The 25,354-nt window shown below is 58.0% G+C and carries 22 protein-coding genes; 10 read left to right on the forward strand and 12 right to left on the reverse strand.

What is annotated here, in order from left to right; translation table 11 throughout:
* Positions 1 to 64: 64 nt before the first annotated feature.
* On the forward strand, positions 65 to 1,648 hold the full coding sequence (gene gshA / locus N7D90_RS22980; RefSeq protein ID WP_261740123.1) for a glutamate--cysteine ligase: 1,584 nt from the start codon (positions 65 to 67) through the stop codon (positions 1,646 to 1,648).
* A gap of 364 nt (positions 1,649 to 2,012) precedes the next feature.
* Entirely contained in the window at positions 2,013 to 2,276 is a 264-nt protein-coding gene (locus tag N7D90_RS22985; protein WP_261740124.1) for a DUF3077 domain-containing protein, read from the forward strand.
* Positions 2,277 to 2,368: 92 nt separating this feature from the next.
* On the opposite strand, the gene argA is transcribed toward N7D90_RS22985, so the two are convergent.
* A complete protein-coding gene (gene argA, locus N7D90_RS22990) occupies positions 2,369 to 3,667 on the reverse strand; it encodes an amino-acid N-acetyltransferase (RefSeq protein WP_261740125.1) in 1,299 nt (432 codons plus the stop codon).
* A 133-nt stretch (positions 3,668 to 3,800) separates the two neighbouring features.
* Positions 3,801 to 4,943, reverse strand: coding sequence for an acetylornithine deacetylase (gene argE, locus N7D90_RS22995; RefSeq protein ID WP_261740126.1), 1,143 nt, complete (start codon positions 4,941 to 4,943; stop codon positions 3,801 to 3,803).
* Between the two features lie 158 nt (positions 4,944 to 5,101).
* Here argE and N7D90_RS23000 point away from each other — a divergent pair, with 158 nt between their 5' ends.
* Entirely contained in the window at positions 5,102 to 6,490 is a 1,389-nt protein-coding gene (locus N7D90_RS23000) for an inorganic triphosphatase (RefSeq protein WP_261740127.1), read from the forward strand.
* Between the two features lie 45 nt (positions 6,491 to 6,535).
* Here the strand turns inward: N7D90_RS23000 and N7D90_RS23005 are convergent, their stop codons facing one another.
* The 4 genes from N7D90_RS23005 to N7D90_RS23020 all read right to left on the reverse strand — a co-directional run bounded on the left by N7D90_RS23005 (position 6,536) and on the right by N7D90_RS23020 (position 11,304).
* A complete protein-coding gene (locus N7D90_RS23005; protein WP_261740128.1) occupies positions 6,536 to 7,105 on the reverse strand; it encodes a lipocalin family protein in 570 nt (189 codons plus the stop codon).
* Positions 7,106 to 7,126: 21 nt separating this feature from the next.
* Complete coding sequence (locus N7D90_RS23010) at positions 7,127 to 7,381, reverse strand: outer membrane protein assembly factor BamE (protein ID WP_261740129.1); 255 nt, start codon at positions 7,379 to 7,381, stop codon at positions 7,127 to 7,129.
* A gap of 222 nt (positions 7,382 to 7,603) precedes the next feature.
* The gene (locus N7D90_RS23015) at positions 7,604 to 8,614 is read right to left on the reverse strand and encodes a class 1 fructose-bisphosphatase (RefSeq protein ID WP_261740130.1); all 1,011 of its coding nucleotides are present in this window, start codon (positions 8,612 to 8,614) and stop codon (positions 7,604 to 7,606) included.
* A 242-nt stretch (positions 8,615 to 8,856) separates the two neighbouring features.
* Positions 8,857 to 11,304, reverse strand: a complete 2,448-nt coding sequence (locus tag N7D90_RS23020) for a glycogen/starch/alpha-glucan phosphorylase (RefSeq protein ID WP_261740131.1) — start codon at positions 11,302 to 11,304, stop codon at positions 8,857 to 8,859.
* A gap of 265 nt (positions 11,305 to 11,569) precedes the next feature.
* Between N7D90_RS23020 and N7D90_RS23025 the strand changes: the two genes are divergently transcribed.
* On the forward strand, positions 11,570 to 12,007 hold the full coding sequence (locus tag N7D90_RS23025) for a YkgJ family cysteine cluster protein (RefSeq protein WP_037031547.1): 438 nt from the start codon (positions 11,570 to 11,572) through the stop codon (positions 12,005 to 12,007).
* Between the two features lie 169 nt (positions 12,008 to 12,176).
* Here the strand turns inward: N7D90_RS23025 and typA are convergent, their stop codons facing one another.
* Both typA and thiI read right to left on the reverse strand, forming a co-directional pair.
* Positions 12,177 to 14,000, reverse strand: a complete 1,824-nt coding sequence (gene typA / locus N7D90_RS23030; protein ID WP_261740132.1) for a translational GTPase TypA — start codon at positions 13,998 to 14,000, stop codon at positions 12,177 to 12,179.
* A 140-nt stretch (positions 14,001 to 14,140) separates the two neighbouring features.
* Complete coding sequence (thiI, locus tag N7D90_RS23035; RefSeq protein WP_261740133.1) at positions 14,141 to 15,595, reverse strand: tRNA uracil 4-sulfurtransferase ThiI; 1,455 nt, start codon at positions 15,593 to 15,595, stop codon at positions 14,141 to 14,143.
* Positions 15,596 to 15,928: 333 nt separating this feature from the next.
* On the opposite strand from thiI, the gene glnA reads away from it, so the two are divergent.
* From glnA to ntrC, 4 genes are all read left to right on the forward strand, one after another.
* Positions 15,929 to 17,335, forward strand: a complete 1,407-nt coding sequence (glnA, locus tag N7D90_RS23040) for a glutamate--ammonia ligase (protein ID WP_261740134.1) — start codon at positions 15,929 to 15,931, stop codon at positions 17,333 to 17,335.
* 176 nt (positions 17,336 to 17,511) lie between these two features.
* The gene (locus N7D90_RS23045; RefSeq protein ID WP_261740135.1) at positions 17,512 to 17,940 is read left to right on the forward strand and encodes a cupin domain-containing protein; all 429 of its coding nucleotides are present in this window, start codon (positions 17,512 to 17,514) and stop codon (positions 17,938 to 17,940) included.
* A 422-nt stretch (positions 17,941 to 18,362) separates the two neighbouring features.
* A complete protein-coding gene (gene glnL / locus N7D90_RS23050; RefSeq protein WP_261740136.1) occupies positions 18,363 to 19,448 on the forward strand; it encodes a nitrogen regulation protein NR(II) in 1,086 nt (361 codons plus the stop codon).
* On the forward strand, positions 19,445 to 20,878 hold the full coding sequence (gene ntrC / locus N7D90_RS23055) for a nitrogen regulation protein NR(I) (RefSeq protein WP_261740137.1): 1,434 nt from the start codon (positions 19,445 to 19,447) through the stop codon (positions 20,876 to 20,878). Before glnL ends, ntrC begins: the two co-directional genes overlap by 4 nt.
* 443 nt (positions 20,879 to 21,321) lie before the next feature.
* On the opposite strand, the gene N7D90_RS23060 is transcribed toward ntrC, so the two are convergent.
* Positions 21,322 to 21,759 (reverse strand): hypothetical protein, encoded by a 438-nt coding sequence (locus N7D90_RS23060; RefSeq protein ID WP_261740138.1) that lies wholly within the window; start codon positions 21,757 to 21,759, stop codon positions 21,322 to 21,324.
* Here N7D90_RS23060 and N7D90_RS23065 point away from each other — a divergent pair.
* The gene (locus N7D90_RS23065) at positions 21,758 to 22,213 is read left to right on the forward strand and encodes a tRNA (cytidine(34)-2'-O)-methyltransferase (RefSeq protein ID WP_261740139.1); all 456 of its coding nucleotides are present in this window, start codon (positions 21,758 to 21,760) and stop codon (positions 22,211 to 22,213) included. The two genes, N7D90_RS23060 and N7D90_RS23065, sit on opposite strands and share 2 nt — an antisense overlap.
* Positions 22,214 to 22,387: 174 nt before the next feature.
* Here N7D90_RS23065 and secB read toward each other — a convergent pair whose 3' ends face one another.
* The 3 genes from secB to N7D90_RS23080 are packed head-to-tail and all read right to left on the reverse strand — an operon-like array spanning position 22,388 to position 23,585.
* Positions 22,388 to 22,873, reverse strand: coding sequence for a protein-export chaperone SecB (secB, locus tag N7D90_RS23070; protein ID WP_095027950.1), 486 nt, complete (start codon positions 22,871 to 22,873; stop codon positions 22,388 to 22,390).
* A gap of 41 nt (positions 22,874 to 22,914) precedes the next feature.
* Positions 22,915 to 23,169, reverse strand: a complete 255-nt coding sequence (gene grxC, locus N7D90_RS23075; RefSeq protein ID WP_261740140.1) for a glutaredoxin 3 — start codon at positions 23,167 to 23,169, stop codon at positions 22,915 to 22,917.
* 2 nt (positions 23,170 to 23,171) lie between these two features.
* Complete coding sequence (locus N7D90_RS23080; protein ID WP_048360501.1) at positions 23,172 to 23,585, reverse strand: rhodanese-like domain-containing protein; 414 nt, start codon at positions 23,583 to 23,585, stop codon at positions 23,172 to 23,174.
* Between the two features lie 148 nt (positions 23,586 to 23,733).
* Here N7D90_RS23080 and gpmI point away from each other — a divergent pair, with 148 nt between their 5' ends.
* Positions 23,734 to 25,269, forward strand: coding sequence for a 2,3-bisphosphoglycerate-independent phosphoglycerate mutase (gpmI, locus tag N7D90_RS23085; RefSeq protein ID WP_261740141.1), 1,536 nt, complete (start codon positions 23,734 to 23,736; stop codon positions 25,267 to 25,269).
* Positions 25,270 to 25,354: the final 85 nt, after the last annotated feature.

Consider the following 25,354-nt stretch of genomic DNA (forward strand, 5'->3'; position numbering starts at 1 on the left):
TCACCCTTGTAGACCGTCCTGACCACCCCCATATTGGGGCGACTGACGCGTGAAGGAATCCAACTTGAGCCAACTTCTCAACCGCCGCCTGGCTCTGCTCAGCGAGCGCGCTAACCTCACTCTGCTTGAGCAATGCCTGCACGGCATCGAGCGCGAATGCTTGCGCGTCACAGCCGATGCACGCCTGGCGCAGACCCCGCACCCAGAAGAACTGGGCTCGGCCCTGACCAACGATCAGATCACCACTGACTATTCCGAGTCGCTGCTGGAGTTCATCACCCCAGCCCTGCCCGACCCGGCAGACACCCTGGCCAGCCTCGACAAGATTCACCGTTTTGCCTACAGCAAGCTCGGCAACGAGTACCTGTGGAGCCCTTCGATGCCGTGTCCGTTACCGGCCGAAGAAGACATCCCGATTGCCTACTACGGCACGTCCAATATCGGACAGCTCAAGTACGTGTACCGCAAGGGCCTGGCTCTGCGTTACGGCAAGACCATGCAATGCATCGCCGGCATTCACTACAACTTCTCCCTGCCCGAGGCCCTGTGGCCTGTACTGATGCAGGCTGAAGGCTTTGTCGGCACCGAGCGCGATTACCAATCGAACGCCTACATCGCCCTGATCCGTAACTTCCGTCGTTACAGCTGGCTGCTGATGTACCTGTTCGGCGCCTCGCCTGCACTGGATGCCGGTTTCTTGCGCGGCCGTTCGCACCAGCTTGAACAGCTGGACGCCGACACCCTCTACCTGCCGTACGCCACCAGCCTGCGCATGAGCGACCTGGGTTACCAGAGCAACGCCCAGGCCGGCCTGACGCCGTGCTACAACAACCTCGACAGCTACACCGACAGCCTGCGTAAAGCAGTGGCCACGCCTTACGCGCCCTATGTTGAAATCGGCACGCACAAGGATGGCGAATGGGTACAGCTGAACACCAACATCCTGCAAATCGAAAACGAGTACTACTCCAACATCCGCCCCAAGCGCGTGACCTACACCGGCGAACGGCCGATTCAGGCCCTCGTGGCGCGTGGCGTGCAGTACGTAGAAGTGCGCTTGCTCGATATCAACCCGTTCCTGCCGGTGGGCATCGACCTGCCTGAAGCGCGTTTTCTGGACGCCTTCCTGCTGTATTGCGCGCTGCAAGACAGCCCGCAGTTCGACAGCACGGCCTGTGGCAATTGTTCTTCGAACTTCCTCAGCGTAGTCAAGGAAGGTCGCCGTCCGGGCCTGCAATTGCAGCGTGACGGTGCAGCAATCGACATGAAGGAGTGGGCGGCAGAGCTGCTGGAAAAAATCGCTCCGCTGGCTGCCCTGCTCGATCAGAGCCACGGTGGCGACACCCACAGCAAAGCGCTCGACGAACAGTTGGCCAAGATCCAGGACGTGTCACTGACGCCGTCTGCCCGCGTACTGGCCAGCATGGCCGAGCACAAGGAAAGCTTCGCCCAATTCTCGATGCGCCAGAGCCTGGCCCATGCCGAGTACTTCCGCAGCGAGCCACTGAGTGCTGAAGATCAGGCCGCGTTCGAAGAGAAAGCACGCAAGTCACTGCTCGAACAAGCCGAGACCGAACAAACGGAAGAAGGCGACTTTGACCTGTTTGTAGCGTCGTATCAGGCGAGCATTTTGGCGATCAGTAACTAAAAAACCCCTCACCCTAGCCCTCTCCCGAAGGGAGAGGGGACTGATCAGTGGTGTTCGTGCGAGCGAGCGCAGTCAGTTCCTACGCCCACTGAGGCAATGGACGGCTTCCGCGTTTTGAAGGGAGGCGTACTGTGCGTTGCCACTGAAAAAAACAGTGGCCGGGCCTGGAAACCCGGGTAACAATAATCGCCTTAATGCCATCAATCCCTGTGATTGTTGGCGTTTTTATATGTTATGGCGGCTGTGCGCGGGAGGTCCTCGGACTTGCCGGGTTCCTATTGTCCCGGTTTCCAGCCTGCGTACAGCTGCCACCTTCGCCTGGAAACGAAAGTGACAGCTCTTAATTACTATAGGAGCGCACTAAATGGCTGATCACACCCCAATCAAAACCCTCGGCACCGTCACCTTCGGCCCTTGCGGCCAGGACAACCACGAACTGTTTCGCGTCAACTCCGATATACCGCTGCGCCAAGCGCTGGAGCAGGTGTCGGCGTTGCTCTATTGCGCAAAAAAGCTGGCACTGGATGCCGCGCTGGATAAAGACTGCCAGCCCCATGCCTGGGCTTCGCATTACTTGTGCGACATGGGCAAGGCGGTGCTTGATGATGTGTGTTTGCGGGAATTCTGACGGGGTTTGCTGAGCCCTGTGGGAGCGAGCCTGCTCGCGAAAGTCATCGCGAGCAGGCTCGCTCCCACAGTTGAATTGTTCCTCGTCAGCGGTTACAGCGTTTTTTCAAAGATTTTCGAGTTACGCTGGTAGTTGTACAGCGACGCTCGCGCCGCCGGCAGACGCTCTACACCGCTCGGCACAAACCCGCGCTCACGGAACCAGTGGGCAGTGCGTGTGGTTAATACAAACAGGGTTTTCAAGCCCTGAGCCCGCGCACGGTTTTCGATGCGTTCGAGCAGCTCATCGCCACGGCGACCATGACGGTACTCCGGGTTCACCGCTAGGCACGCCAGCTCCCCCGCATCCGACTCGGCAATCTGATACAGCGCCGCACAGGCGATGATCATGCCTTCACGTTCAACCACGCTGAACTGTTCGATCTCGCGCTCCAGTACTTCACGCGAGCGACGTACCAAAATGCCCTGTTCTTCCAGCGGGCTGATCAGCTCAAGCAAGCCACCAACGTCTTCAATCGCCGCCTCCCGCGTAACTTCAAATTGCTCTTGCGCCACCAGCGTACCGCCACCGTTACGGGTGAACAGCTCTGTGAGCAACGCGCCATCTTCGGCATAGCTGACGATATGGCTGCGGGCTACACCGCCGCTGCAAGCCTCAGCGGCAGCTTCCAGCAGTTCGGCCTGGTAGTCGCTGCCCAGACGCTTCATGTGCGCTGGCACTTGCTGTGGGCGCAACTCGCGCACCAACCGTCCCTCTGCGTCGAGCAAGCCCGATTCGGCGCCGAACAGCAGCAGTTTGTCAGCCGCCAGATCAATGGCGGCGCGGGTGGCGACGTCTTCGCAGGCCAAGTTGAAAATCTCGCCGGTCGGCGAGTAACCCAAGGGCGACAGCAGCACAATCGAGCGCTCATCGAGCAGGCGGTTGATACCCTTGCGGTCGACCCGGCGCACTTCGCCGGTGTGGTGAAAGTCGACGCCATCAAGCACGCCAATCGGCCGCGCAGTAACCAGATTGCCGCTCGCCACCCGCAGGCGCGAGCCCTGCATCGGCGAGGAGGCCATGTCCATCGACAAGCGCGCTTCAATCGCAATGCGCAACTGGCCCACGGCGTCGATTACGCACTCCAGGGTTGTCGCGTCGGTGACGCGCATGCCGTTGTGGTAATTGGGCACCAAGCCACGGGCTTCAAGGCGGCCATCGATTTGCGGGCGCGAACCGTGAACCAGCACCAAACGCACGCCCAGGCTGTGCAACAGCACCAGGTCGTGGACGATATTGCCAAAGTTGGGGTGCGCCACGCCGTCGCCGGGGAGCATGACGACAAAGGTGCAGTCGCGGTGGGCATTGATGTAGGGAGATGCGTGACGAAGCCAGTTAACGTAATCGTGCATAACCAGAGCCTGTAAAAATTAAGTCGCCTAAAGAGGGCAAAAACAGCAAACGCACAGCGGGCTGGTGGTTATCGTCGAAACATTGTTGGCAACACGCGCGCTCTCCTTGTGTGCAGGGCAAAGGGTATTTTCGCTATTTCAGGCAATAGTGTTCGATCAGTTGAGTCAGTAGACGCACTGTCGGCTGCAAACGTGACATTTCCAGGTGTTCACCCGGTTGATGCGCGCAAGTGATATCACCCGGGCCCAGCACGATGGTTTCGCAGCCAAGTTGCTGAAGATAAGGCGCTTCGGTGCCAAACGCTACTGCTTGCGCACGATGCCCGGTGAGTCGCTCGGCAACCCGCACCAACTCGGCATCCGCGTCCTGTTCGAACGGCGGCACGCCGGCAGCAATGGGCGCGAAATCGATCTTCACTTGATGGCGTTCAGCCAAGGGCTGCAGCTTGCTGCGAATAATGGCCCGCAGCGCGTTGGGGTCCATGCCCGGCAGTGGCCGCAGGTCGAACTCCAGTGAGCACTGGCCGCAAATCCGGTTCGGGTTGTCGCCACCATGAATGCAGCCAAAGTTCAGGGTCGGCTGAGGCACGCTGAACTGCGGATTACGGTATTCGTTGAGCCACTGCTGGCGCAGCCCCTTAAGTTCGCTGATCGCGTCGTGCATGGCCTCCAGCGCGCTGTGGCCAAGGCTTGGGTCGGATGAGTGGCCGCTTTGCCCAAGAATCTCGATGCGTTCCATCATCACGCCTTTGTGCATGCGGATCGGCTTGAGCCCTGTCGGCTCACCAATCACTGCGGCGCGGCCTAGCGGGCGACCGGCTTCGACCAAAGCTCTGGCCCCGGCCATCGAGGTTTCTTCGTCGCACGTTGCCAGAATCAGCAGTGGCTGCTTGAAGGGCTGATCGAGCAATGGGCGTACGGCTTCGATCACCAGCGCGAAAAAACCCTTCATGTCGCAGCTGCCCAAGCCCACCCAGCGGTTATCGACTTCGGTCAGTTTGAGCGGATCGGTCTGCCACAGTGCTTCATCGTAGGGCACGGTGTCGCTGTGCCCTGCCAGCACCAGCCCGCCGGGGCCGCTGCCAAAGGTTGCGAGCAGGTTGAATTTGCCTGGGCTGACCTGTTGGATATCGCAGTTGAAGCCCAGCTCGGCGAGCCAGGTCGCCAGCAAATCGATCACGCCACGATTGGATTGATCCAAGTGGGGCTGGGTGCAACTGACCGACGGCATGCCGATCAAAGCCGCGAACTGCTCTTTCATGGAAGGTAAAGGCATGCGCTGACTTCCTGTTGGCGGGGCGAGGCCCATCATAGAGCCATCTGCGCCGCAGAATAAACCCATGCGCGGCGTCAGGGCGGCGAGTCCTGTACACTGCACGGCCTTGGCAGCCACACTTTTTCCCGGCTGCGCAACCGTTCCTGGATTTTCCGGCCATGCAAAAAGAAACCGAAATCAAACTGCGCGTCAGCCGCGAAACCCTCGCCGCCTTGCGCGAGCACCCTTTGCTGAAAAAGCGCAACAAAAGTGGCTGGGAAAGCCGTGAGTTGTTGAACCAGTACTTCGACACGCCTGAGCGCGACCTGGCCAAGGCCAAGGTTGCCCTGCGCCTGCGCCGCGATGGCGAAGAAGTGATCCAGACCCTCAAGACCCGCGGCCAAAGCATCGCTGGCCTGTCTGAGCGCAACGAATACGACTGGAACCTGCCTAAAGCCAAGCTCGACGTCAAAAAACTCGACGGCGAATGCTGGCCTGAAGAGTTGGCCGAGCTGGACAAGAAAACCCTCAAGCCTATCTTCACCACTGATTTCGTACGCGAACGCGCTGAAATCTCCTGGGGTCGCGGCAAGGCCAAAGTGGTAATTGAAGCCGCTCTGGACCTGGGCCATGTGATTGCTGGCAAGCAGAAAGAAGAAATCTGCGAACTGGAACTCGAACTGCGCGAAGGCGAGCCGTCTGCCCTGTTGGAGCTGGCCGCAGAGCTGGCCGAGAAGCTGGCCCTGATGCCATGTGACATCAGCAAGGCCGAGCGCGGCTATCGCCTGTTCGACGCCAACAGCTACGCCGTTAACCTGCCAGCTCCCGAGCTGACACCCGAAACGCCGCTGGACGATGCCTTCGCCGCACTGGCCTGGCACTTGCTGGGCAACAGCCAGCGTCTGGCCGAGCAGTATCGTTTCAATGGCCACTGGCGCTTGCTGCAAGACTGGGTTCAGCAGTTGATTGATCTGCGCGCGCTGGTCAGCAGCCTCGGTCAAGCCGCTCCACGCCAATCCACCAGCACCCTGCGCGCTGCGCTGGACGCCCTGCTGGAAGACTGGCGCCCGCTGGTACAGATCGGTCAGGACGACGAAGACGTGCGTAAAGCCGCACCCGAGCAGTTCCTGGAAGAGCTGGAAGACCCGCGCTGGGGCCAGTTCTCGCTGAGCACCTCGCGCTGGTTGATGGACCGCAGCTGGACTGTCGATCGCGGCACCACCCGTGGCAACCGCCAGGGCGCTGCACAGCTGCACAGCTGGTTGCCGCGCTTGCTGTCGGATGAGGCAATTGCCTTGCGCCTGAATCGCTACCAGCAGCAACCTGAAGACCTGGCCGAGCAACTGCCGCGCATCGAGCGCATTCAGGCATGGCTGCGTCTGGCGCGTAACGTGCTGGAAATTCCGGAACTGGACCGTTTGTACGGCGAGATGAACAAGCTGCAGGAATTGGCCAACTTGCCAATCACTGACGACGCGGAGCACAACGACGAATTGCTCAACGCTCGCAAGCAGCAAGCCATCGCCGTGTACCAGAACCGCGCGTGGAAGACCCTGCTGCGCGCCTAAGCGCCCAGCCAACACCCCCTGGCGCTTGCCGGGGGGTGCCTTCGCTTATTCCGTGCCTTTGGGCATGTCTGCATCCGGCGTTCGCCAAATCAAACGTGTGGTGTCGTAGCCCTGTTGCTGAGCCTTGCTGAGCAGCTCATCACGGGTTTGCTGATCAACCTGCGGCTTGCGCGACAACAGCCACAAATAGCGTCGGTCGGGATTGCCCACCAGCGCCGTGCTGTAGTCGTCGCCCACGTACAACACCCAATAGTCACCCTTGGTCACACCCGGCAGCAAGGTCGAAACCCAGTTGTCGAACTCGACCCACAGTTTGTCGGTTTTGCCCTCCACCTGCGGGGTTGCTGTGCCATTGGCCTGCTCCCACTTGCCTTGCGCGGTCAGGCAGCGGTTCAGTACCGCCACGTCGCCGTCAGGTTTCAAGCTGTAGTGGGCCTCGGACTGCGCGCAGTTACGCTGGAAGAACATCGGCAAGCGTGCCTGTTCGTACCAGGTTCCCTGATATCGCTTGAGGTCGACATTTTCGACCGTTTTCGGTGCCAGAGAATCGCTGCTGGACCCGGCGCACCCGGCCAGCAACACGGCGGCCCCAAGACTGATTAAAAGACGTTTCATTGCAAACGCTCCTGACCTGCCTTACTTCAAGCCCTGCCCCGAGAACATCAACACTTTGTCACCGGCATATTGCACGCTGATAAAACTGTTTTTATCGCCCCAGGTACAGCTCGACATCCCCAGTGCGCCCGAGCAATCGGTTGGGCTGCCCAGCAGTTTTTCAACCTCGGCCTTGGGCATGCCGGTCGACAGTTTCGAGTAATTTTGCTGATTGACCTTGCTGCAAGCGGCCAGCAATACACAGAACGACAACAACGCCAAAGTACGCAATTTCATGAAAAGCTCCTGCATGGGAAGGGCGGCATGGCTGCCTGATGCAAGCTTAGAAGAGAAAAGCGCGAGCGGGTTCCCGAAGGGAGAAAGGATTTGTTTGGCGGGGTCGGACGAGGATTCTGTAGCCGCTGGCGAAGGATGCGATAAGGGCCGCAGGCCCTTCAAGCACAAGCGTTGCTGCGCAGCCCATCGCAGGCTGCGGCAGCGGCTACAGTGTTATGCGTTTTACTCTTTGTGGTAAGCGGTAATGCGCGACACTTCTTCTTTCGAGCCCAGGTACACCGCTACGCGCTGGTGCAGGCCTTCAGGCTGGATGTCGAGAATACGCTGATGACCGTCCGTGGACGCGCCGCCCGCCTGTTCCACGAGGAACGACATCGGGTTGGCTTCGTACATCAGGCGCAGCTTGCCCGGCTTGGACGGCTCGCGGCTGTCGCGCGGGTACATGAACAGGCCACCGCGGGTCAGGATGCGGTGTACGTCTGCAACCATGGCCGCAACCCAGCGCATGTTGAAGTTCTTTTCCAGCGGGCCATCTTCGCCAGCCAGCAATTCGCCAACGTAGCGCTGTACCGGAGCTTCCCAGTGACGCTGGTTGGACATGTTGATTGCAAATTCCTGGGTGGTTTCAGGAATGGTGATGTCTTCGTGGGTCAGTACGAAGCTGCCCATTTCACGGTCCAGGGTGAAGCCCTTAACGCCGTCGCCCAGGGTCAGTACCAGCATGGTCTGAGGACCGTAGATGGCATAACCGGCAGCTACCTGCTGGGTGCCTGGCTGCAGGAAGGCCTTTTCATTCAAAGGCTCGTTCTGAGTCAGGTATTCGTTCGGGCAACGCAGTACCGAAAAGATCGTACCCACCGGCGCGTTGATGTCGATGTTCGACGAGCCGTCCAGCGGGTCGAATACCAGCAGGTAGGCACCTTTCGGGTATTTGCCCGGGATCTGGTAGGCGTTGTCCATTTCTTCGGACGCCATACCGGCCAGGTGACCGCCCCATTCGTTGGCTTCGAGCAGGATCTCGTTGGAAATTACATCGAGCTTCTTCTGCACTTCACCTTGTACGTTTTCGGTGCCCATGCTGCCCAGAACACCACCCAAGGCGCCTTTGGACACGGCGTGGCTGATCTCTTTGCAAGCACGCGCCACCACTTCGATGAGGAAACGCAAATCAGCAGGCGTGTTGTTGCTGCGGGTCTGCTCAATCAAATAGCGACTCAGGGTAACGCGGGACATGTAAGGCTCCGAACAATGGGGAGGGGGCGAAAAACCCGCGCAGTTTAACGCGAGTTGCGGTGCAAATCTTCTAATCAGACTCAGAACCGACAGAGCGAGTTCTGCTGAAACCTTAAATCAACCGTAAAACCTGTATCCGCTGCCGCGGGCTGCGATAAGTCCCGCAGGGGCTTCGCTCTTGAAAACACGGGCCCTGCGGTCTCGATCGCAGCCTGCGGCAGCGGCTACAAAGGCCGCGCAACCTACAACGCTTTCCAGATATCAGTCGCGTACTCACGAATGGTCCGGTCCGATGAGAACCAGCCCATGCGCGCCGTGTTCAACACGGCTTTACGCCACCACTGATCCTTGTCCTGCCACAGATGCTCCACGCGCATCTGCGCATCCCAGTAAGCATCAAAATCGGCGCAGACCAGGAAGCGGTCGTAATCAATCAAAGAATCCACCAGCCCGGTGTAACGCGCCGGGTCATCGTGGGAAAACACCCCACTACGAATAGCCTGCAGCACATCATTGAGTCGATGCGAAGCAGCCACATCCGGGGCCGCATGGAACTCGCCATTGCGCTTGCGCGCTTCAACCTGCTGCGAACTGAGGCCGAAGATGAACATGTTGTCCTCGCCGACCCGCTCGCACATCTCGACATTGGCTCCGTCCATCGTACCGATGGTCAGCGCACCGTTAAGGCCAAACTTCATGTTGCTGGTGCCGGACGCTTCGTAGCCTGCGGTGGATATCTGCTCGGACAAATCCGCCGCCGGAATGATGCTCTCGGCCAGGCTGACGTTGTAGTTGGGGATAAACACCACCTTGAGCAGACCGCGCACCGTGGGGTCGTTATTCACGGTACGGGCGATGTCATTGGCCAGCTTGATGATGAGTTTGGCCTGCTCGTAGCTGGCCGCCGCCTTGCCGGCAAAAATCTTCACCCGCGGCACCCATTGATTGCCTGGCTCCGCCCGAATCGCCTGATACAGCGCCACGGTGTGCATCAAGTTGAGCAATTGGCGCTTGTACTCGTGAATCCGTTTGACCTGCACATCGAACATCGCTTCAGGATTGACCACGATGCCCAGACGCTCATAAATCAGCGCCGCCAGGGTGCATTTGCTTTGCAGGCGCTGTTCGGCGAAGCGCTTGCGAAAATCGGCGCGCTCGGCGAAAGGCTCCAGTTTGATCAGTTTGTGCTCGGTCTCATCGAGCACATCGACCCCCAGCGCATCCACCAGCATCGCGGTCAACGGCGGGTTGGCCTGGAACAGCCAGCGGCGGAAGGTAACGCCGTTGGTCTTGTTGTTGATCCGGTTCGGGTAGAGTTTGTGCAGCTCGGCAAACACGGTGCTGCGCATCAACTGCGTGTGCAACCCGGAGACCCCGTTGACGCTGTGAGACCCCAAAAATGCCAGGTTACCCATGCGCACCCGGCGGCCGTGATCCTCTTCAATCAGCGATACCGAGCGCAGCACGTCAAAATCATGAATGCCCTTGGCCCGTAGCGCATCGATATGGTGCGCATTAATCAGGTAAATGATCTGCATGTGACGCGGCAACAGGCGCTCCATCAAGCCAACGGGCCAGGTTTCGAGCGCTTCGGGCAGCAGTGTGTGGTTGGTGTACGACAAGGTATCGACGGTCACTTGCCACGCCGCATGCCACTCGATGCCGTGTTCGTCGACCAGAATGCGCATCAACTCCGCCACCGCAATCGATGGGTGGGTGTCATTGAGCTGGATCGACACGTGCTCGGCCAGGTTCAGCAGCGTTTCATGGACGTGCAGGTGGCGGCGCAGCAAGTCTTGCAACGAGGCCGAAACAAAGAAGTACTCCTGGCGCAGGCGCAGCTCTTGCCCCGCTTCGTTGCCATCAGCCGGGTACAGAACACGCGAGATACTTTCAGCACGCACCACTTCGGCCACCGCACCCAAATGGTCACCCGCGTTGAAGCGCCCAAGGTTCAAGTCGTGCAGCGCCCTCGCCCGCCACAGGCGCAACGTGTTGACACTGGCCCCGCGCCAACCCACGACGGGCGTGTCATAGGCAATGGCGCGCACCGTCTCGCCTGGCCACCAGATTTGCCGTAACTGGCCCTGATCATCCTGTTTGGTTTCAACCGAGCCGCCAAAGCCGACCGAATACAGCACTTCGGCGCGCTCGAACTCCCAAGGGTTGCCGAAGTCGAGCCAGTTTTCGGTTTGTTCCTGCTGCCAGCCGTCGACGATGCTCTGGCGAAACAACCCGTGCTCATAGCGAATGCCATAGCCGTGGGCGGCAATGCCCAGGGTCGACATGCTTTCCATAAAGCAGGCCGCCAATCGACCCAGGCCGCCGTTACCGAGCGCCGCATCCGGCTCCAGCAGGCGGATGCGCTCCAGATCAACCCCCAGCTCGGTGAGAGCCTCGCGGGCCACCTCCAGCAGCCCCAGATTGCTCAGGCTGTCGTACAACAAGCGACCGATGAGGAATTCCAGCGACAGGTAGTACACCCGCTTCTGATCCTTGCGATAAATCTGTCGCGTGTGGTCCATCCAGTGCTCGACCATATGGTCGCGGGCGGCCAGAGCAATAGCTTCAAACCAGTCATGGTCAAACGCGTGTTCCGGGTCCTTACCCACCGCGTAAGTCAGCTTGGCTACTACAGCGGCACGGAAAGCCGCCACCTGTGCGTCACGAACAAGCGGTTCCTGGGGCATCGATACAACCTCAATCGAGATGGGACGATTTGAAGAACGAGTGGTGTCAGCCTAGACGCTTCAACACAAACAAAATGCTTTGTTTCGGGCTTTTTTGAACAGTTTATTTAAAAAAACTGACGAAGTGAGCGATGCCCCAAAACGAGGCGCAAACGCAGTTGAACGCTTTAAAACATGGCCCTGATCGAAAAACCGGCAAATGGTTGTTCACTCATTCGCCAACCCCGGTATGATCGCGCGCCCTGATGCACGCTGGAATACAAGCCTGATGAAGTCCAACCTGATCGCCGCCGCGGAAATCGACCGTCTCGATACCTGGGCCAAATACTCCGCGCCCATGTGCGGCTCCTGCATTTCCAGCTGCTGCACGTTGCCGGTCGAGGTCAAGATCAAAGACCTGATCCGCATCGGCATCGTTGACGAGTTCGAGATGGGCGATCCGCCGAAGAACATCGCCAAGCGCCTGCAAAAAGAAGGGATCGTGGAGCGCTTCAATCAGAAGTCCGGGATTTTCACCCTGCAGCGCATGAGCAATAACGACTGCCTGTACCTGGATCGCAAGTCGCGCATGTGCACCATCTACGAAATCCGCCCGGACACCTGCCGTAACCACCCTAGAGTGGGCCCGCGTCCAGGGTATTGCGCCTACGTGCCCAAAGCTGTCGAGCGCAAGAACAGCAGCGAAAAGTTGATGGTGTTTTAAAACAGATCGTGTAGCCGCTGCCGCAGGCTGCGAAGCGGCCCTGCTGTTTTGATGAAAAGCCAAGGTCCTTCGGCAGCGGCTACAGAGTTCAGATATCAAGAAACACAGGCACAAAAAAACGCCCCCGACCGCAAGGTCGGGGGCGTTTTTTTACGGCTAACTAAATAACTTAGTTGTTACCGGATTTTTTCGCAGCGCGGGTACGCTCGCTTTCGCCCAGGATCTTCTTACGAAGACGGATGGACTTAGGCGTTACTTCGCACAGTTCATCTTCTTGTACGAATTCCAGAGCTTGCTCCAGAGTGAAGCGGATAGGCGGAACCAAAGCGATGGTTTCGTCTTTACCCGAAGCACGCATGTTGTCGAGCTTCTTGCCTTTGGTTGGGTTAACGCCCAGGTCGTTGTCGCGGCTGTTGATGCCGACGATTTGACCTTCGTACACGTCTTCACCGTGACCCAGGAACAGTTTGCCGCGAGCTTGCAGGGTTTCCAGCGAGTAAGTCAGAGCCTTACCGGTAGCAACCGAAACCAGAACGCCGTTCTGACGGCCGGACATGTCGCCCGACTTCATCACGTCGTAACGGTCGAAGATCGAGGTCAGGATGCCAGCGCCCGAAGTCAGAGTCAGGAACTCGTTACGGAAACCGATCAGGCCACGTGCAGGGATGTTGTATTCAAGACGAACACGGCCCTTGCCATCCGGAACCATGTTGGTCAGATCGCCTTTACGGATACCGATCTGTTCCATGATTGCGCCCTGCGATTCTTCTGGCAGGTCGATGGTTACGTTTTCGTACGGTTCGTGCTTAACGCCGTCAACCATGCGGATGATTACTTCCGGACGACCAACACCCATTTCGAAGCCTTCGCGACGCATGGTTTCGATCAGTACCGACAAGTGCAGCTCACCACGGCCAGACACTTTGAACTTGTCAGCGGTGTCGCCTTCTTCAACGCGCAGAGCAACGTTGTACAGCAGTTCTTTGTCCAGACGCTCTTTGATGTTACGGCTGGTTACGAACTTGCCTTCACGGCCGCAGAACGGCGAGTCGTTAACCTGGAAGGTCATCGAAACGGTTGGTTCGTCAACGGTCAGCGGCTTCATCGCTTCAACATTCAGTGGGTCGCACAGAGTGTCGGAGATGAACAGCTGGTCGAAGCCGCTGATGCAGACGATGTCGCCTGCCGAAGCTTCTTCAACGTCGATACGGTGCAGACCGTGGTGACCCATCAGCTTCAGGATACGACCGTTACGGCGCTTGCCGTCAGCATCGATAGCCACAACCTGGGTGTTAGGCTTGACGCGACCACGAGCGATACGGCCAACACCGATAATGCCCAGGAAGCTGTTGTAGTCCAGTGCCGAGATTTGCATCTGGAACGGACCGTCACGGTCAACTTGTGGTGCTGGTACGTGGTCAACAATGGCCTGGTACAGCGGGGTCATGTCTTCAGCCATGTCGGTGTGTTCCAGACCGGCAATGCCGTTCAGGGCCGAGGCGTAAACCACTTTGAAGTCCAGCTGTTCTTCGGTAGCACCCAGGTTGTCGAACAGGTCGAAGATCTGATCCAGAACCCAGTCCGGACGCGCGCCTGGACGGTCAACCTTGTTGATTACCACGATTGGACGCAGGCCGGCTTCGAAAGCCTTCTTGGTCACAAAACGGGTTTGCGGCATAGGGCCGTCTTGAGCGTCAACCAGCAGCAGAACGGAGTCAACCATCGACATTACGCGTTCAACTTCGCCGCCGAAGTCGGCGTGGCCCGGGGTATCCACGATGTTGATGTGGTAGCCGTTCCAGTTGATAGCGGTGTTCTTGGCAAGAATGGTAATGCCGCGCTCTTTTTCCTGGTCGTTGGAGTCCATCACGCGCTCGTCGTTGAGCTCGTTGCGCTCCAGAGTGCCGGATTGACGCAAGAGTTTGTCTACCAGAGTAGTTTTACCGTGGTCAACGTGAGCAATGATGGCGATGTTACGTAGATTTTCGATCACTTGTGTATCTCGATCAGAGGATTCGGTGTGCTGACTGAGTCCAGGCAGCGATTAACAGTAGAGTCCGTGCAAGCCGTTACAGCTTGACGGTGGCGTCGGGGGGCCGGTGACGCAGGCCACAGGCATACAGCCCCGGGCTCTTAGCTCGGTCGATAAACGCGCACATTGGCATGTCCCTCACTGAGCAAATGGTGAGCATGCAGGCGACTCATCACGCCTTTGTCGCAATACAACAGGTACTGACGGGTGTCATCCAGTTCCTTGAAGCGGCTGTTCAGTGCATAGAACGGCAACGCTTGTACTTCGATGCCAGCCAGTTCCAGCGGTTGATCTTCCTGAGCATCCGGGTGACGGATGTCGATCACGATCTGGCCCGCCAGCACTTCGCTGACTTCTTCGACTTGCAAGTCCTGGCCCAATTCATCGATTACCCGATCAATCGGCACCAGTTTGGCCTGCTCAAGCGCTCGCTCAAGCACGGCCATATCGAACTGTTGTTCTTCGTACTCCACGCGGTTGCGTTTGGCGTGGGTCTTGGGGTTAACCGAAATAACCCCGCAATATTCAGGCATGTGCTTGGCAAAATCGGCCGTACCGATTTCAACCGCCTGATCAATGATGTCCTGCTTGTGGCTCGCAATCAGCGGGCGCAGCACCAATTTGTCAGTAGCCGAGTCAATCAGCGACAAGTTGGGCAGCGTCTGACTGGAAACCTGGGAAATCGCTTCACCGGTCACCAGTACTTCGATGTCGAGCCGCTCAGCGATACGGGTCGCTGCGCGCAACATCATACGCTTCAAAATGACACCCATATGACTGTTATCGACTTTGCCGAGAATTTCGCCCAAAACCTCTTCGAACGGAACGCTGACAAACAGCACGCGCTGCGAGCTGCCGTACTTCTTCCATATATAGTGCGCGACTTCCATCACGCCCAGTTCGTGGGCACGCCCGCCGAGGTTGAAGAAGCAAAAGTGGCTCATCAGGCCGCGACGCATGATCTGGTAGGCCGCAACTGTGGAGTCGAAGCCACCGGACATCAACACCAGGGTCTGTTCCAGAGAGCCCAGCGGGAAGCCGCCAATGCTGTCGTGCTGGCTGTGAATCACAAACAACCGTTGGTCGCGAATTTCGAAGCGGACTTCAATTTCCGGCTTTTTCAGATCAATTCCAGCCGCCCCACACTCACGACGCAGCTTGCTGCCGACGTATTTCTCGATTTCCATCGAGGTAAATGGGTGCTTGCCACCGCGTTTGCAACGTACGGAAAAGATCTTGCCTGCCAGCGCATCGCCGAAGTGCATTTTGCACTTTTCAACGACGTCATCGAAGTCGCCCAAAGGGTACTCATCGACTTGCAGGAAATGCGCGATGCCCGGCATGCAGCTCAGGCGCTCGGTCATGTCTTTCAAGGCTTTAGGGTCACTTACGCGCGTTTGCAGCTCGATGTTGTCCCACACGCCCGTCACCACCACAGCCGGGTCCAGATCGCGGAGCACAGTACGGATGTTTTTAGCCAATTGACGGACGAAACGCATCCGAACCGGACGGCTCTTGATAGTGATTTCGGGGAAGACTTTAACGATTAGTTTCATGAAAACAGCGCGCGAGCAGCCTGCCAAAAAAGGGGGGCGCGGATTATAGCGGAAATTGCTCAAGGTTTAACCAGTTATCGTACAAACGGTTTTCAACGCACCAAAATGGAACATAAACCCCGGATTTCGCTTCATTTGAGTGCGATAAACGCCGCTAATCGGTAGTCTGCGACGCTAACCTGCTTGAGATTGGGGCATAAAACCCAAGTCGGGGCACTGGCATGCAATTTGCTCCCTTGTGAGGCAGGTTGCCTTGGCAGAGTATTCGCGCCGGCATCAACCACTTATCAAGGGCTCTCCACTACCAAGCCCTAAGCCACCCCGGAGGACACTATGTCGAAGTCGGTTCAACTCATCAAAGATCATGACGTCAAGTGGATTGATCTGCGCTTCACTGACACCAAAGGCACTCAGCACCACGTGACCATGCCGGCCCGTGATGCGCTCGATGAAAACTTCTTCATCGATGGCAAAATGTTCGACGGCTCCTCCATTGCTGGCTGGAAAGGCATCGAAGCGTCCGACATGATCCTGCTGCCAGACGACAGCACTGCCGTTCTGGATCCGTTCACCGAACAGCCAACGCTGATTCTGGTGTGCGACATCATCGAACCTTCGACCATGCAAGGCTATGACCGCGACCCACGCGCCATCGCTACCCGTGCCGAGGAATACCTGAAGTCCACCGGTATCGGCGACACCGTTTTCGTCGGTCCGGAGCCAGAGTTCTTCATCTTCGACCAGGTCAAGTTCAAGTCCGATATTTCCGGCTCCATGTTCAAGATCTACTCCGAACAAGGTTCGTGGATGTCCGACCAGGACGTGGAAGGCGGCAACAAAGGCCACCGTCCAGGCGTTAAAGGCGGCTATTTCCCTGTTCCGCCGTTCGACCATGACCACGAAATCCGTACCTCCATGTGCAACGCCATGGAAGAAATGGGCCTGGTCATCGAAGTTCACCACCACGAAGTGGCAACTGCCGGCCAGAACGAAATCGGCGTGCAGTTCAACACCCTGGTGAAAAAGGCTGACGAAGTTCAGACCCTGAAGTACTGCGTACACAACGTGGCAGACGCCTACGGCCGTACCGCTACTTTCATGCCTAAGCCTCTGTACGGCGACAACGGCTCGGGTATGCACGTACACATGTCCATCTCCAAAGATGGCAAGAACACCTTCGCTGGCGAAGGCTATGCCGGCCTGTCCGACACCGCCCTGTACTTCATCGGCGGCATCATCAAGCACGGTAAGGCCCTGAACGGCTTCACTAACCCGGCTACCAACTCCTACAAGCGTCTGGTACCAGGTTTCGAAGCTCCGGTAATGCTGGCCTACTCGGCTCGCAACCGTTCCGCGTCGATCCGTATTCCTTACGTGTCCAGCCCTAAGGCTCGCCGTATCGAAGCACGTTTCCCGGATCCAGCCGCTAACCCGTACCTGTGCTTCGCCGCACTGATGATGGCTGGCCTGGACGGCATCCAGAACAAGATCCACCCTGGCGATGCAGCTGACAAAAACCTGTACGACCTGCCGCCTGAAGAGGCGAAAGAGATCCCACAAGTTTGCGGCAGCCTGAAAGAAGCCCTGGAAGAGCTGGACAAAGGTCGTGCGTTCCTGACCAAAGGCGGCGTTTTCAGCGACGATTTCATCGACGCTTACATCGCCCTGAAAAGCGAAGAAGAAATCCAGGTCCGTACCTTCGTACACCCACTGGAATACGAGCTGTACTACAGCTGCTGATCCAGTAACGCTCGCGCAAGCGGCGTGACCTGAAAAAAGCCTCCTACGGGAGGCTTTTTTTATGCGCAACGTCTTACACCAGCCTCAGCAATACCCGGTCAACTTCTCACTCACACCTGACAGCCACCCCAAAGCGCGATCTGTAGTTTGAGCCGACTTCTCAAACGGACGCTGCCATGACACCTGCACACACCCTCAAAGCCTTGTTCCTGCCCCTCGCCTGCCTCGCCTGCCTCGCGTTGCTCGGGTGCAGCAACAAACCATCCGGTGTACAGGTTGAGCAGCTGCTCAAGACCGGCGAAGCCTGGGATGGCACTGCTTACGCCCCGTACCCCGCCGGCCAGCCTGAAATTACCGTTGTCAAAATCACCATTCCCGCCAACACCACACTCAATTGGCACGAGCATCCCATGCCTAATGTGGCCTATGTGCTGTCAGGCGAGCTGCAGGTTGAAACCAGGGACAGCCAACAAAAAATCACCGTACGCCCAGGTGAAGCCCTGCCCGAAGTCGTGCAGACCTCCCACCGCGGAACCAGCGGTAACAAGCCCGTTGAGCTGATCGTATTTTATGCCGGTGGCAGCGGCATGCCCCTGTCCCGGTAAGCACCTCGCGGGTAGCTCTTCCCTGGAGCTGCCCCACTTGATCAGCCCAACTGTGGGAGCGAGCCTGCTCGCGAAGGTCCCAAGAGCCACGGTTATCCAGCAAGCGCGCGGTATTGTTCACGACCTTCGCGAGCAAGATCGCTCCCACAGAGTGACTGAACAATATTGCCGTACAGCTGGTATTTTGAAGGGACTGAATCTATTCAGCCTCAATGCACTATATTGGTGCAATGACTGTTCAGAATGTTCACTTGCCAGCCCAATTTGGTTCAAAACCGCTCGCAACCTGATCAAGAGCGCTACCTAACCGGGCTCAAAGCCCCTATTTCAGGCGATTCGCGCTTCTTTTCAGAGCCTTGGTTTGTTTTTTGCATTTTCCTTGCACCAGCGCCTCACCCGCGCACGCAATCCGGGACCGGCCCATGACCATCAGTGACGCCCTGCACCGACTGTTACTCGATAACCTGACCACTGCCACGCTTTTACTCAATGCCGATTTACGCCTTGAGTACATGAACCCGGCGGCGGAAATGCTGCTGGCGATCAGCGGACAACGCAGTCACGGGCAATTCATCAGCGAGCTGTTCACCGAGTCCACCGAAGCTCTGCATTCCTTGCGCCAAGCGGTTGAACAGGCCCACCCGTTCACCAAGCGCGAAGCCATGTTGACCTCGTTAACGGGCCAGAACCTGACGGTGGATTACGCCGTAACGCCAATCTTGAGCAATGGCGACACCATGCTGCTGCTCGAAGTCCACCCACGCGACCGGCTGCTGCGCATCACCAAAGAAGAAGCCCAGTTGTCCAAACAGGAAACCAGCAAGATGCTGGTGCGCGGGCTGGCCCATGAAATCAAGAACCCGCTGGGTGGCATTCGCGGTGCAGCGCAGTTGCTGGCGCGCCAGTTGCCCGACGAAAGCCTTCGCGACTACACCAACGTGATCATCGAAGAGGCCGACCGCCTGCGTAATCTGGTCGACCGCATGCTGGGCTCCAACAAACTGCCTTCGCTGGCCATGACCAATGTTCATGAAGTGCTGGAGCGCGTATGCAATCTGGTTGAGGCCGAGACACAGGGCAGCATCACTTTGGTGCGTGACTATGATCCGAGCCTGCCCGACCTGCTGATCGACCGTGAACAAATGATCCAGGCAGTACTCAATATCGTGCGCAACGCGATGCAGGCCATAGGCAGCCAGAACGAGCTGCGTCTGGGCCGCATCAGCCTGCGTACCCGCGCCATGCGCCAGTTCACCATTGGTCATGTGCGCCACCGACTGGTCACCAAAATCGAAATTATCGACAACGGGCCGGGCATCCCGGCCGAGTTGCAAGACACCCTGTTCTTCCCGATGGTCAGCGGCCGCCCTGATGGCACCGGGCTGGGCCTAGCCATCACGCAGAACATCATCAGTCAGCACCAGGGGTTGATCGAGTGTGAAAGCCACCCCGGCCACACACTCTTCTCGATCTTTCTACCACTGGAACAAGGAGCCGCATCGACATGAGCCGAAGTGAAACCGTGTGGATCGTCGACGACGACCGTTCTATCCGCTGGGTCCTGGAAAAAGCCTTGCAACAGGAAGGCATGACCACACAAAGCTTCGACAGCGCCGATGGCGTGATGAGTCGCCTGGCTCGCCAGCAGCCCGATGTCATTATTTCCGACATCCGTATGCCTGGCTCCAGCGGCCTGGACTTGCTGGCCAAGATTCGCGAACAGCACCCCCGTCTGCCCGTGATCATCATGACCGCTCATTCCGACCTGGACAGCGCCGTGGCCTCCTATCAAGGTGGTGCGTTTGAATACCTGCCCAAGCCATTTGATGTCGATGAAGCCGTATCACTGGTCAAACGTGCCAACCAGCACGCTCAGGAACAACAAGGCCTGACAGTGGTTCCAGCACTGGCCAGAACCCCGGAAATCATCGGCGAAGCGCCGGCGATGCAGGAGGTGTTCCGCGCCATTGGCCGCCTTAGCCATTCCAACATCACGGTTCTGATCAACGGCGAGTCGGGCACGGGCAAGGAGTTGGTGGCCCACGCCCTGCACCGCCACAGCCCACGGGCCGCGTCGCCGTTTATTGCGTTGAACATGGCAGCGATCCCCAAGGACCTGATGGAGTCCGAACTGTTCGGCCACGAAAAAGGTGCCTTCACCGGAGCCGCGAACCTGCGCAGGGGCCGTTTTGAGCAAGCCGATGGCGGTACGCTGTTCCTGGATGAAATCGGCGACATGCCTGCCGACACCCAAACCCGTCTGCTGCGGGTTCTGGCCGATGGCGAGTTCTACCGGGTTGGCGGCCACACGCCGGTCAAGGTCGACGTACGGATCATCGCTGCTACCCACCAGAACCTCGAAACCCTGGTACAGGCTGGCAAGTTTCGCGAAGACTTGTTCCACCGTCTGAACGTGATCCGCATCCATATCCCGCGCCTGTCGGACCGTCGCGAAGACATTCCGACCCTGGCCCGGCACTTTCTCAGCAGCGCCGCGCAAGAGCTGTCCGTGGAGCCCAAGCTGCTGAAGGCCGAAACCGAGCAATACCTGAAAAACCTGCCGTGGCCAGGCAACGTGCGCCAGCTTGAAAACACCTGCCGCTGGATCACGGTAATGGCTTCGGGCCGCGAAGTGCATATCAGCGACTTGCCGCCCGAACTGCTGAACCTGCAGCAGGACACTTCTCCAGTGACCAACTGGGAGCAAGCGCTGCGCCAGTGGGCCGACCAGGCGCTGGGCCGTGGCCAGTCCAATTTGCTCGACAGTGCAGTGCCTACCTTTGAGCGCATCATGATCGAGACCGCGCTCAAGCACACCGCAGGCCGACGCCGCGATGCCGCCGTGCTGCTGGGCTGGGGCCGCAACACCCTGACTCGCAAAATCAAGGAACTGGGCATGAAGATCGATGGCGACGAGGATGACAGCGACGAAGCTTAAGTACCTGCCACACACCTTCCCTGTGGGAGCGGGCTTGCTCGCGATAGGAGTGACGCGGTTTTCCTGTAAAACCGCAGTGATGCCATCGCGAGCAAGCCCGCTCCCACAAAAGCCTGACCGCACCACCCTAAAGCAACCCGCACTATTAACGCGCACCGCTCTAAATCAATGGTTACAGCCACACCAACCGAGAAACCAGTCACACCAAACGCAAAAGCCCCGGATTCCGGGGCTTTTACGTATGCATCAGGCAATTTTTACAAAAAATCAAAACCTGGCACGCCCCCTGCAATACCTATAACAAGCAACAACGCTTTAGGGGACCTTGATACAGGCAGGTCAAGACTCCCCACTTTTACACCCGCAGCCTTGATGCCTTTTGCATCAACGCGCACACCGCTTTTGGGGAACCCGGTACAGGCAGGCTGGAATTCCCTCTTTTATTACTCGCGCAGGTTCACCTGCAATCGCCAGCGCCCATCCTGCGGCGCACCGGCCCAGTCACCCCGCAAGGGGCGGGCCGCCACCAGAGTCAGCAACAACCCCCCATCAGTACGCCGCAGCCGCCAATTCACATTCTTGCCGTTAAGCATCAACTGGCCGTTCTGAAGCTTGCCCTTGGCATCAAACAACAACCCCAGCGTGCCGTCGACCAGCTCACCATGCCACTTGGGCTCGTCGCTGAACCACACCACCAGGCCACCCGCGAGCACGTCCACCTGTTGCAGTTCAACCGGCGTTGGCGCGGTCAAACGACCGATCATCATCCCGACCATCACACCGACTATCGCCAAAGAACCTAAAACCCGCGGCCATAGTTTCGGTCGCGGGTCTTCTTCAGGCGTAGAATGCTGCCCATCTTTAAGTTCGGAGCCGTGCATGTTTCACGTCATCCTTTTTCAACCAGAAATTCCGCCGAATACCGGCAACATTATCAGGCTGTGCGCCAACAGCGGCTGCCACCTGCATTTGATCGAGCCTATCGGTTTTGAGCTGGACGACAAGCGCTTGCGCCGGGCCGGGCTCGATTACCACGAGTACGCGCCGCTCAAGCGCCATGCCGACCTGGCCAGTTGCCTTGAAAGCCTGGGCCACCCGCGCCTGTTTGCCTTTACCACCAAAGGCTCCAAGCCGTTTCACGACGCGCAGTTTGCCGAGGGCGATGCGTTTATCTTCGGCCCGGAGAGCCGTGGCCTGCCACCCGAAGTGCTCGATGCACTGGATGGCGAACATCGCCTGCGCCTGCCGATGCGCGAAGGCTGCCGCAGCCTGAACCTGTCCAACACCGTGGCGGTTGCCGTGTACGAAGCCTGGCGGCAACTGGGTTTCAAGTAATTCACATCCCGTTATCTGTGGGAGCGAGCCTGCTCGCGAAGGCGTCAAGAACTGGTGATTCAACATCACCCGCGCGCTATCGTTAACGAACTTCGCGAGCAGGCTCGCTCCCACAGAGTCTTCGACATACCCAAAAAAAAAGCGCCCTCAGGCGCTTTTTTCGGCAACGACTGTTTATTGAACAGTCGGTGAGCCTTCTTCCTGCATGCGCTGCAATTCTTGCGCGTACAGGGCATCGAAGTTCACCGGAGCCAGCATCAGTGCCGGGAACGAGCCACGAGTTACCAGGCTGTCCAGGGTTTCACGGGCATACGGGAACAGGATGTTCGGGCAGAACGCGCCCAGGGTGTGGTTCATCGACGCTGGATCAAGGTTTTTGATCAGGAAGATGCCAGCCTGCTGAACTTCAGCAATAAACGCCACTTCGTCACCGTTTTTCACGGTAACCGACAGGGTCAGAACCACTTCGTGGAAGTCACCTTCCAGTGGCTTTTGACGAGTGTTCAGATCCAGGCCAACGCTCGGTTCCCACTGCTGACGGAAGATCGCCGGGCTTTTTGGGGCCTCGAACGACAGGTCACGCACGTAGATGCGCTGCAGGGAGAATTGTGGAGCGGAGTCTTCATCGCTAACAGCAGCGGTGTTCTGTTGGTCAGTCATCACAGATCCTTGTTGATCTTGGGGCTTATAGAGAATGAGAGTCAGACGTTCAGCAGCGCATCCAATTTACCTGCGCGTTCCAGAGCAAACAGGTCATCGCATCCGCCAATATGCTTGTCGCCGATCCAGATTTGCGGGACCGACGTACGACCTGCCTTCTGAGCCATCTCGGCACGTATCTGAGGCTTGCCGTCGACCTTGATTTCTTCGAAGGCAGTGCCCTTTTTCTCAAGCAGAGCCTTGGCCCGCATGCAGTAAGGGCAGTAGTCGCTGGAGTAAACGATGACCTTGGACATGCTTACTTCACCACTGGCAGGTTGTCGGCGCGCCAGCTGGAGATACCGCCAGACAGCTTGGCCGCGTTGTGACCAGCCTTGAGCAGCTCACGAGCGTGGGAGCCCGAATGCTGGCCCTGAGCGTCAACCAGGATAATGGTTTTGCCCTTGTGCTTGTCCAGCTCGGCAATGCGCGCCATCAGCTTGTCTTGTGGAATGTTCAATGCACCCACGATGTGGCCGGCAGCAAAGTCCTTGGCCGGACGAATATCAATCACCACGCCTTCGTCGCGATTGACCAGACCGGTCAGTTCGCCAGTGCTGATGCTGCGCCCGCCACGGCTTATTTCGTGGGTGATCAGCAACGCCAGCAGGATGACAAACGCGCCTACAAGCAGGTAGTGAGAAGTCGCAAATGCAATCAGGTGCTCAACCATCAGAAGGTTCCAGGGTCGTAAAATGTGGGCCAGTATACACAGCCACCTTGGTCGGCCAAACCCCGCCCGGCGGTGACGCCACATGAACTTCGCTTTAAACTGCGCGTCCTCTTCATACCTTCTATTAAACCAGCCACGAGTGGGATCTATGACTACCACGCCTAAACCTTTGGTCCTGATCATCCTGGATGGCTTCGGTCACAGTGAAAGTCACGAATACAACGCCGTTTATTCGGCCAAGAAACCGGTGCTGGATCGTCTTTGCGCGAGCATGCCAAACGGCCTGATTTCAGGTTCGGGCATGGATGTCGGCCTGCCGGACGGCCAGATGGGCAACTCCGAGGTCGGCCACATGAATCTGGGCGCCGGCCGCGTGGTGTATCAGGATTTCACCCGCGTCACCAAATCGATCCGTGATGGCGAGTTTTTTGAAAACCCGACCATCTGCGCCGCTGTCGACAAGGCAGTGAGCGCAGGCAAGGCCGTGCATATTCTCGGTTTGCTGTCTGATGGCGGCGTTCACAGCCACCAGGACCACCTGATTGCGATGGCCGAACTGGCATTCAAACGCGGTGCAGAAAAAATCTACCTGCACGCCTTCCTCGATGGCCGCGATACACCGCCAAAAAGCGCTGCATCGTCCATCGAATTACTGGATGAAGCGTTCAAGGCTCTCGGCAAAGGCCGTATCGCCAGTTTGATTGGCCGCTACTTCGCTATGGACCGCGACAATCGCTGGGACCGTGTAGAGCAGGCCTACAACCTGATCGTCGATGGCAAGGGCGAATTCAACGCCACCACGGCCCAGGAAGGTCTGGAGGCTGCTTACGCCCGTGGCGAGAGCGACGAATTCGTTAAAGCCACGACCCTCGGCGAGCCGGTGAAAGTGGAAGACGGCGACGCCGTAGTCTTTATGAACTTCCGTGCCGACCGCGCCCGCGAACTGACCCGCGTGTTCGTTGAAGACGATTTCAACGCCTTCGCACGTGCCCGTCAGCCAAAACTGGCCGGTTTTGTGATGCTGACCCAATACGCTGCCAGCATCCCGGCGCCAAGCGCATTTGCGCCCGGCAGCCTTGAGAACGTACTCGGCGATTACCTGGCCAAAAACGGCAAAACCCAGCTGCGCATCGCCGAAACCGAAAAATACGCCCACGTTACTTTCTTCTTCTCGGGCGGGCGTGAAGAACCGTTTCCGGGTGAAGAGCGCATTCTGGTGCCGTCGCCGAAAGTTGCCACCTACGACCTGCAGCCGGAAATGAGCGCTCCCGAAGTCACCGACCATATCGTCGATGCCATCGAGAATCAGCGTTATGACGTGATCGTGGTCAACTACGCCAACGGCGATATGGTTGGCCACAGCGGCGTGTTCGACGCAGCCGTTAAAGCGGTTGAGTGCCTGGACGCGTGCGTGGGACGGATTGTCGAGGCGCTGGAAAAAGTCGGCGGCGAAGCCCTGATCACGGCTGACCACGGCAACGTTGAGCAGATGTCCGATGACACTACCGGTCAGGCTCATACTGCCCACACCTGTGAACCCGTACCGTTCATTTACGTGGGCAAGCGTGCACTCAAGGTCCGCGAAGGCGGTGTACTGGCCGATGTGGCACCGACCATGCTCAAGCTGCTGGGTCTGCCACAGCCTGAAGAAATGACCGGCAAATCGATTCTGCTCGACGCTTAAATTAAAACCTGTGGGAGCGAGCCTGCTCGCGAAGGTCTCAAGCGCGCCGCGATGATCCAATCAACACACGCTATCGTTAACGACA

Source organism: Pseudomonas fragi, from assembly GCF_025426255.1.
Classification (GTDB): Bacteria; Pseudomonadota; Gammaproteobacteria; order Pseudomonadales; family Pseudomonadaceae; genus Aquipseudomonas; species Aquipseudomonas kulmbachensis.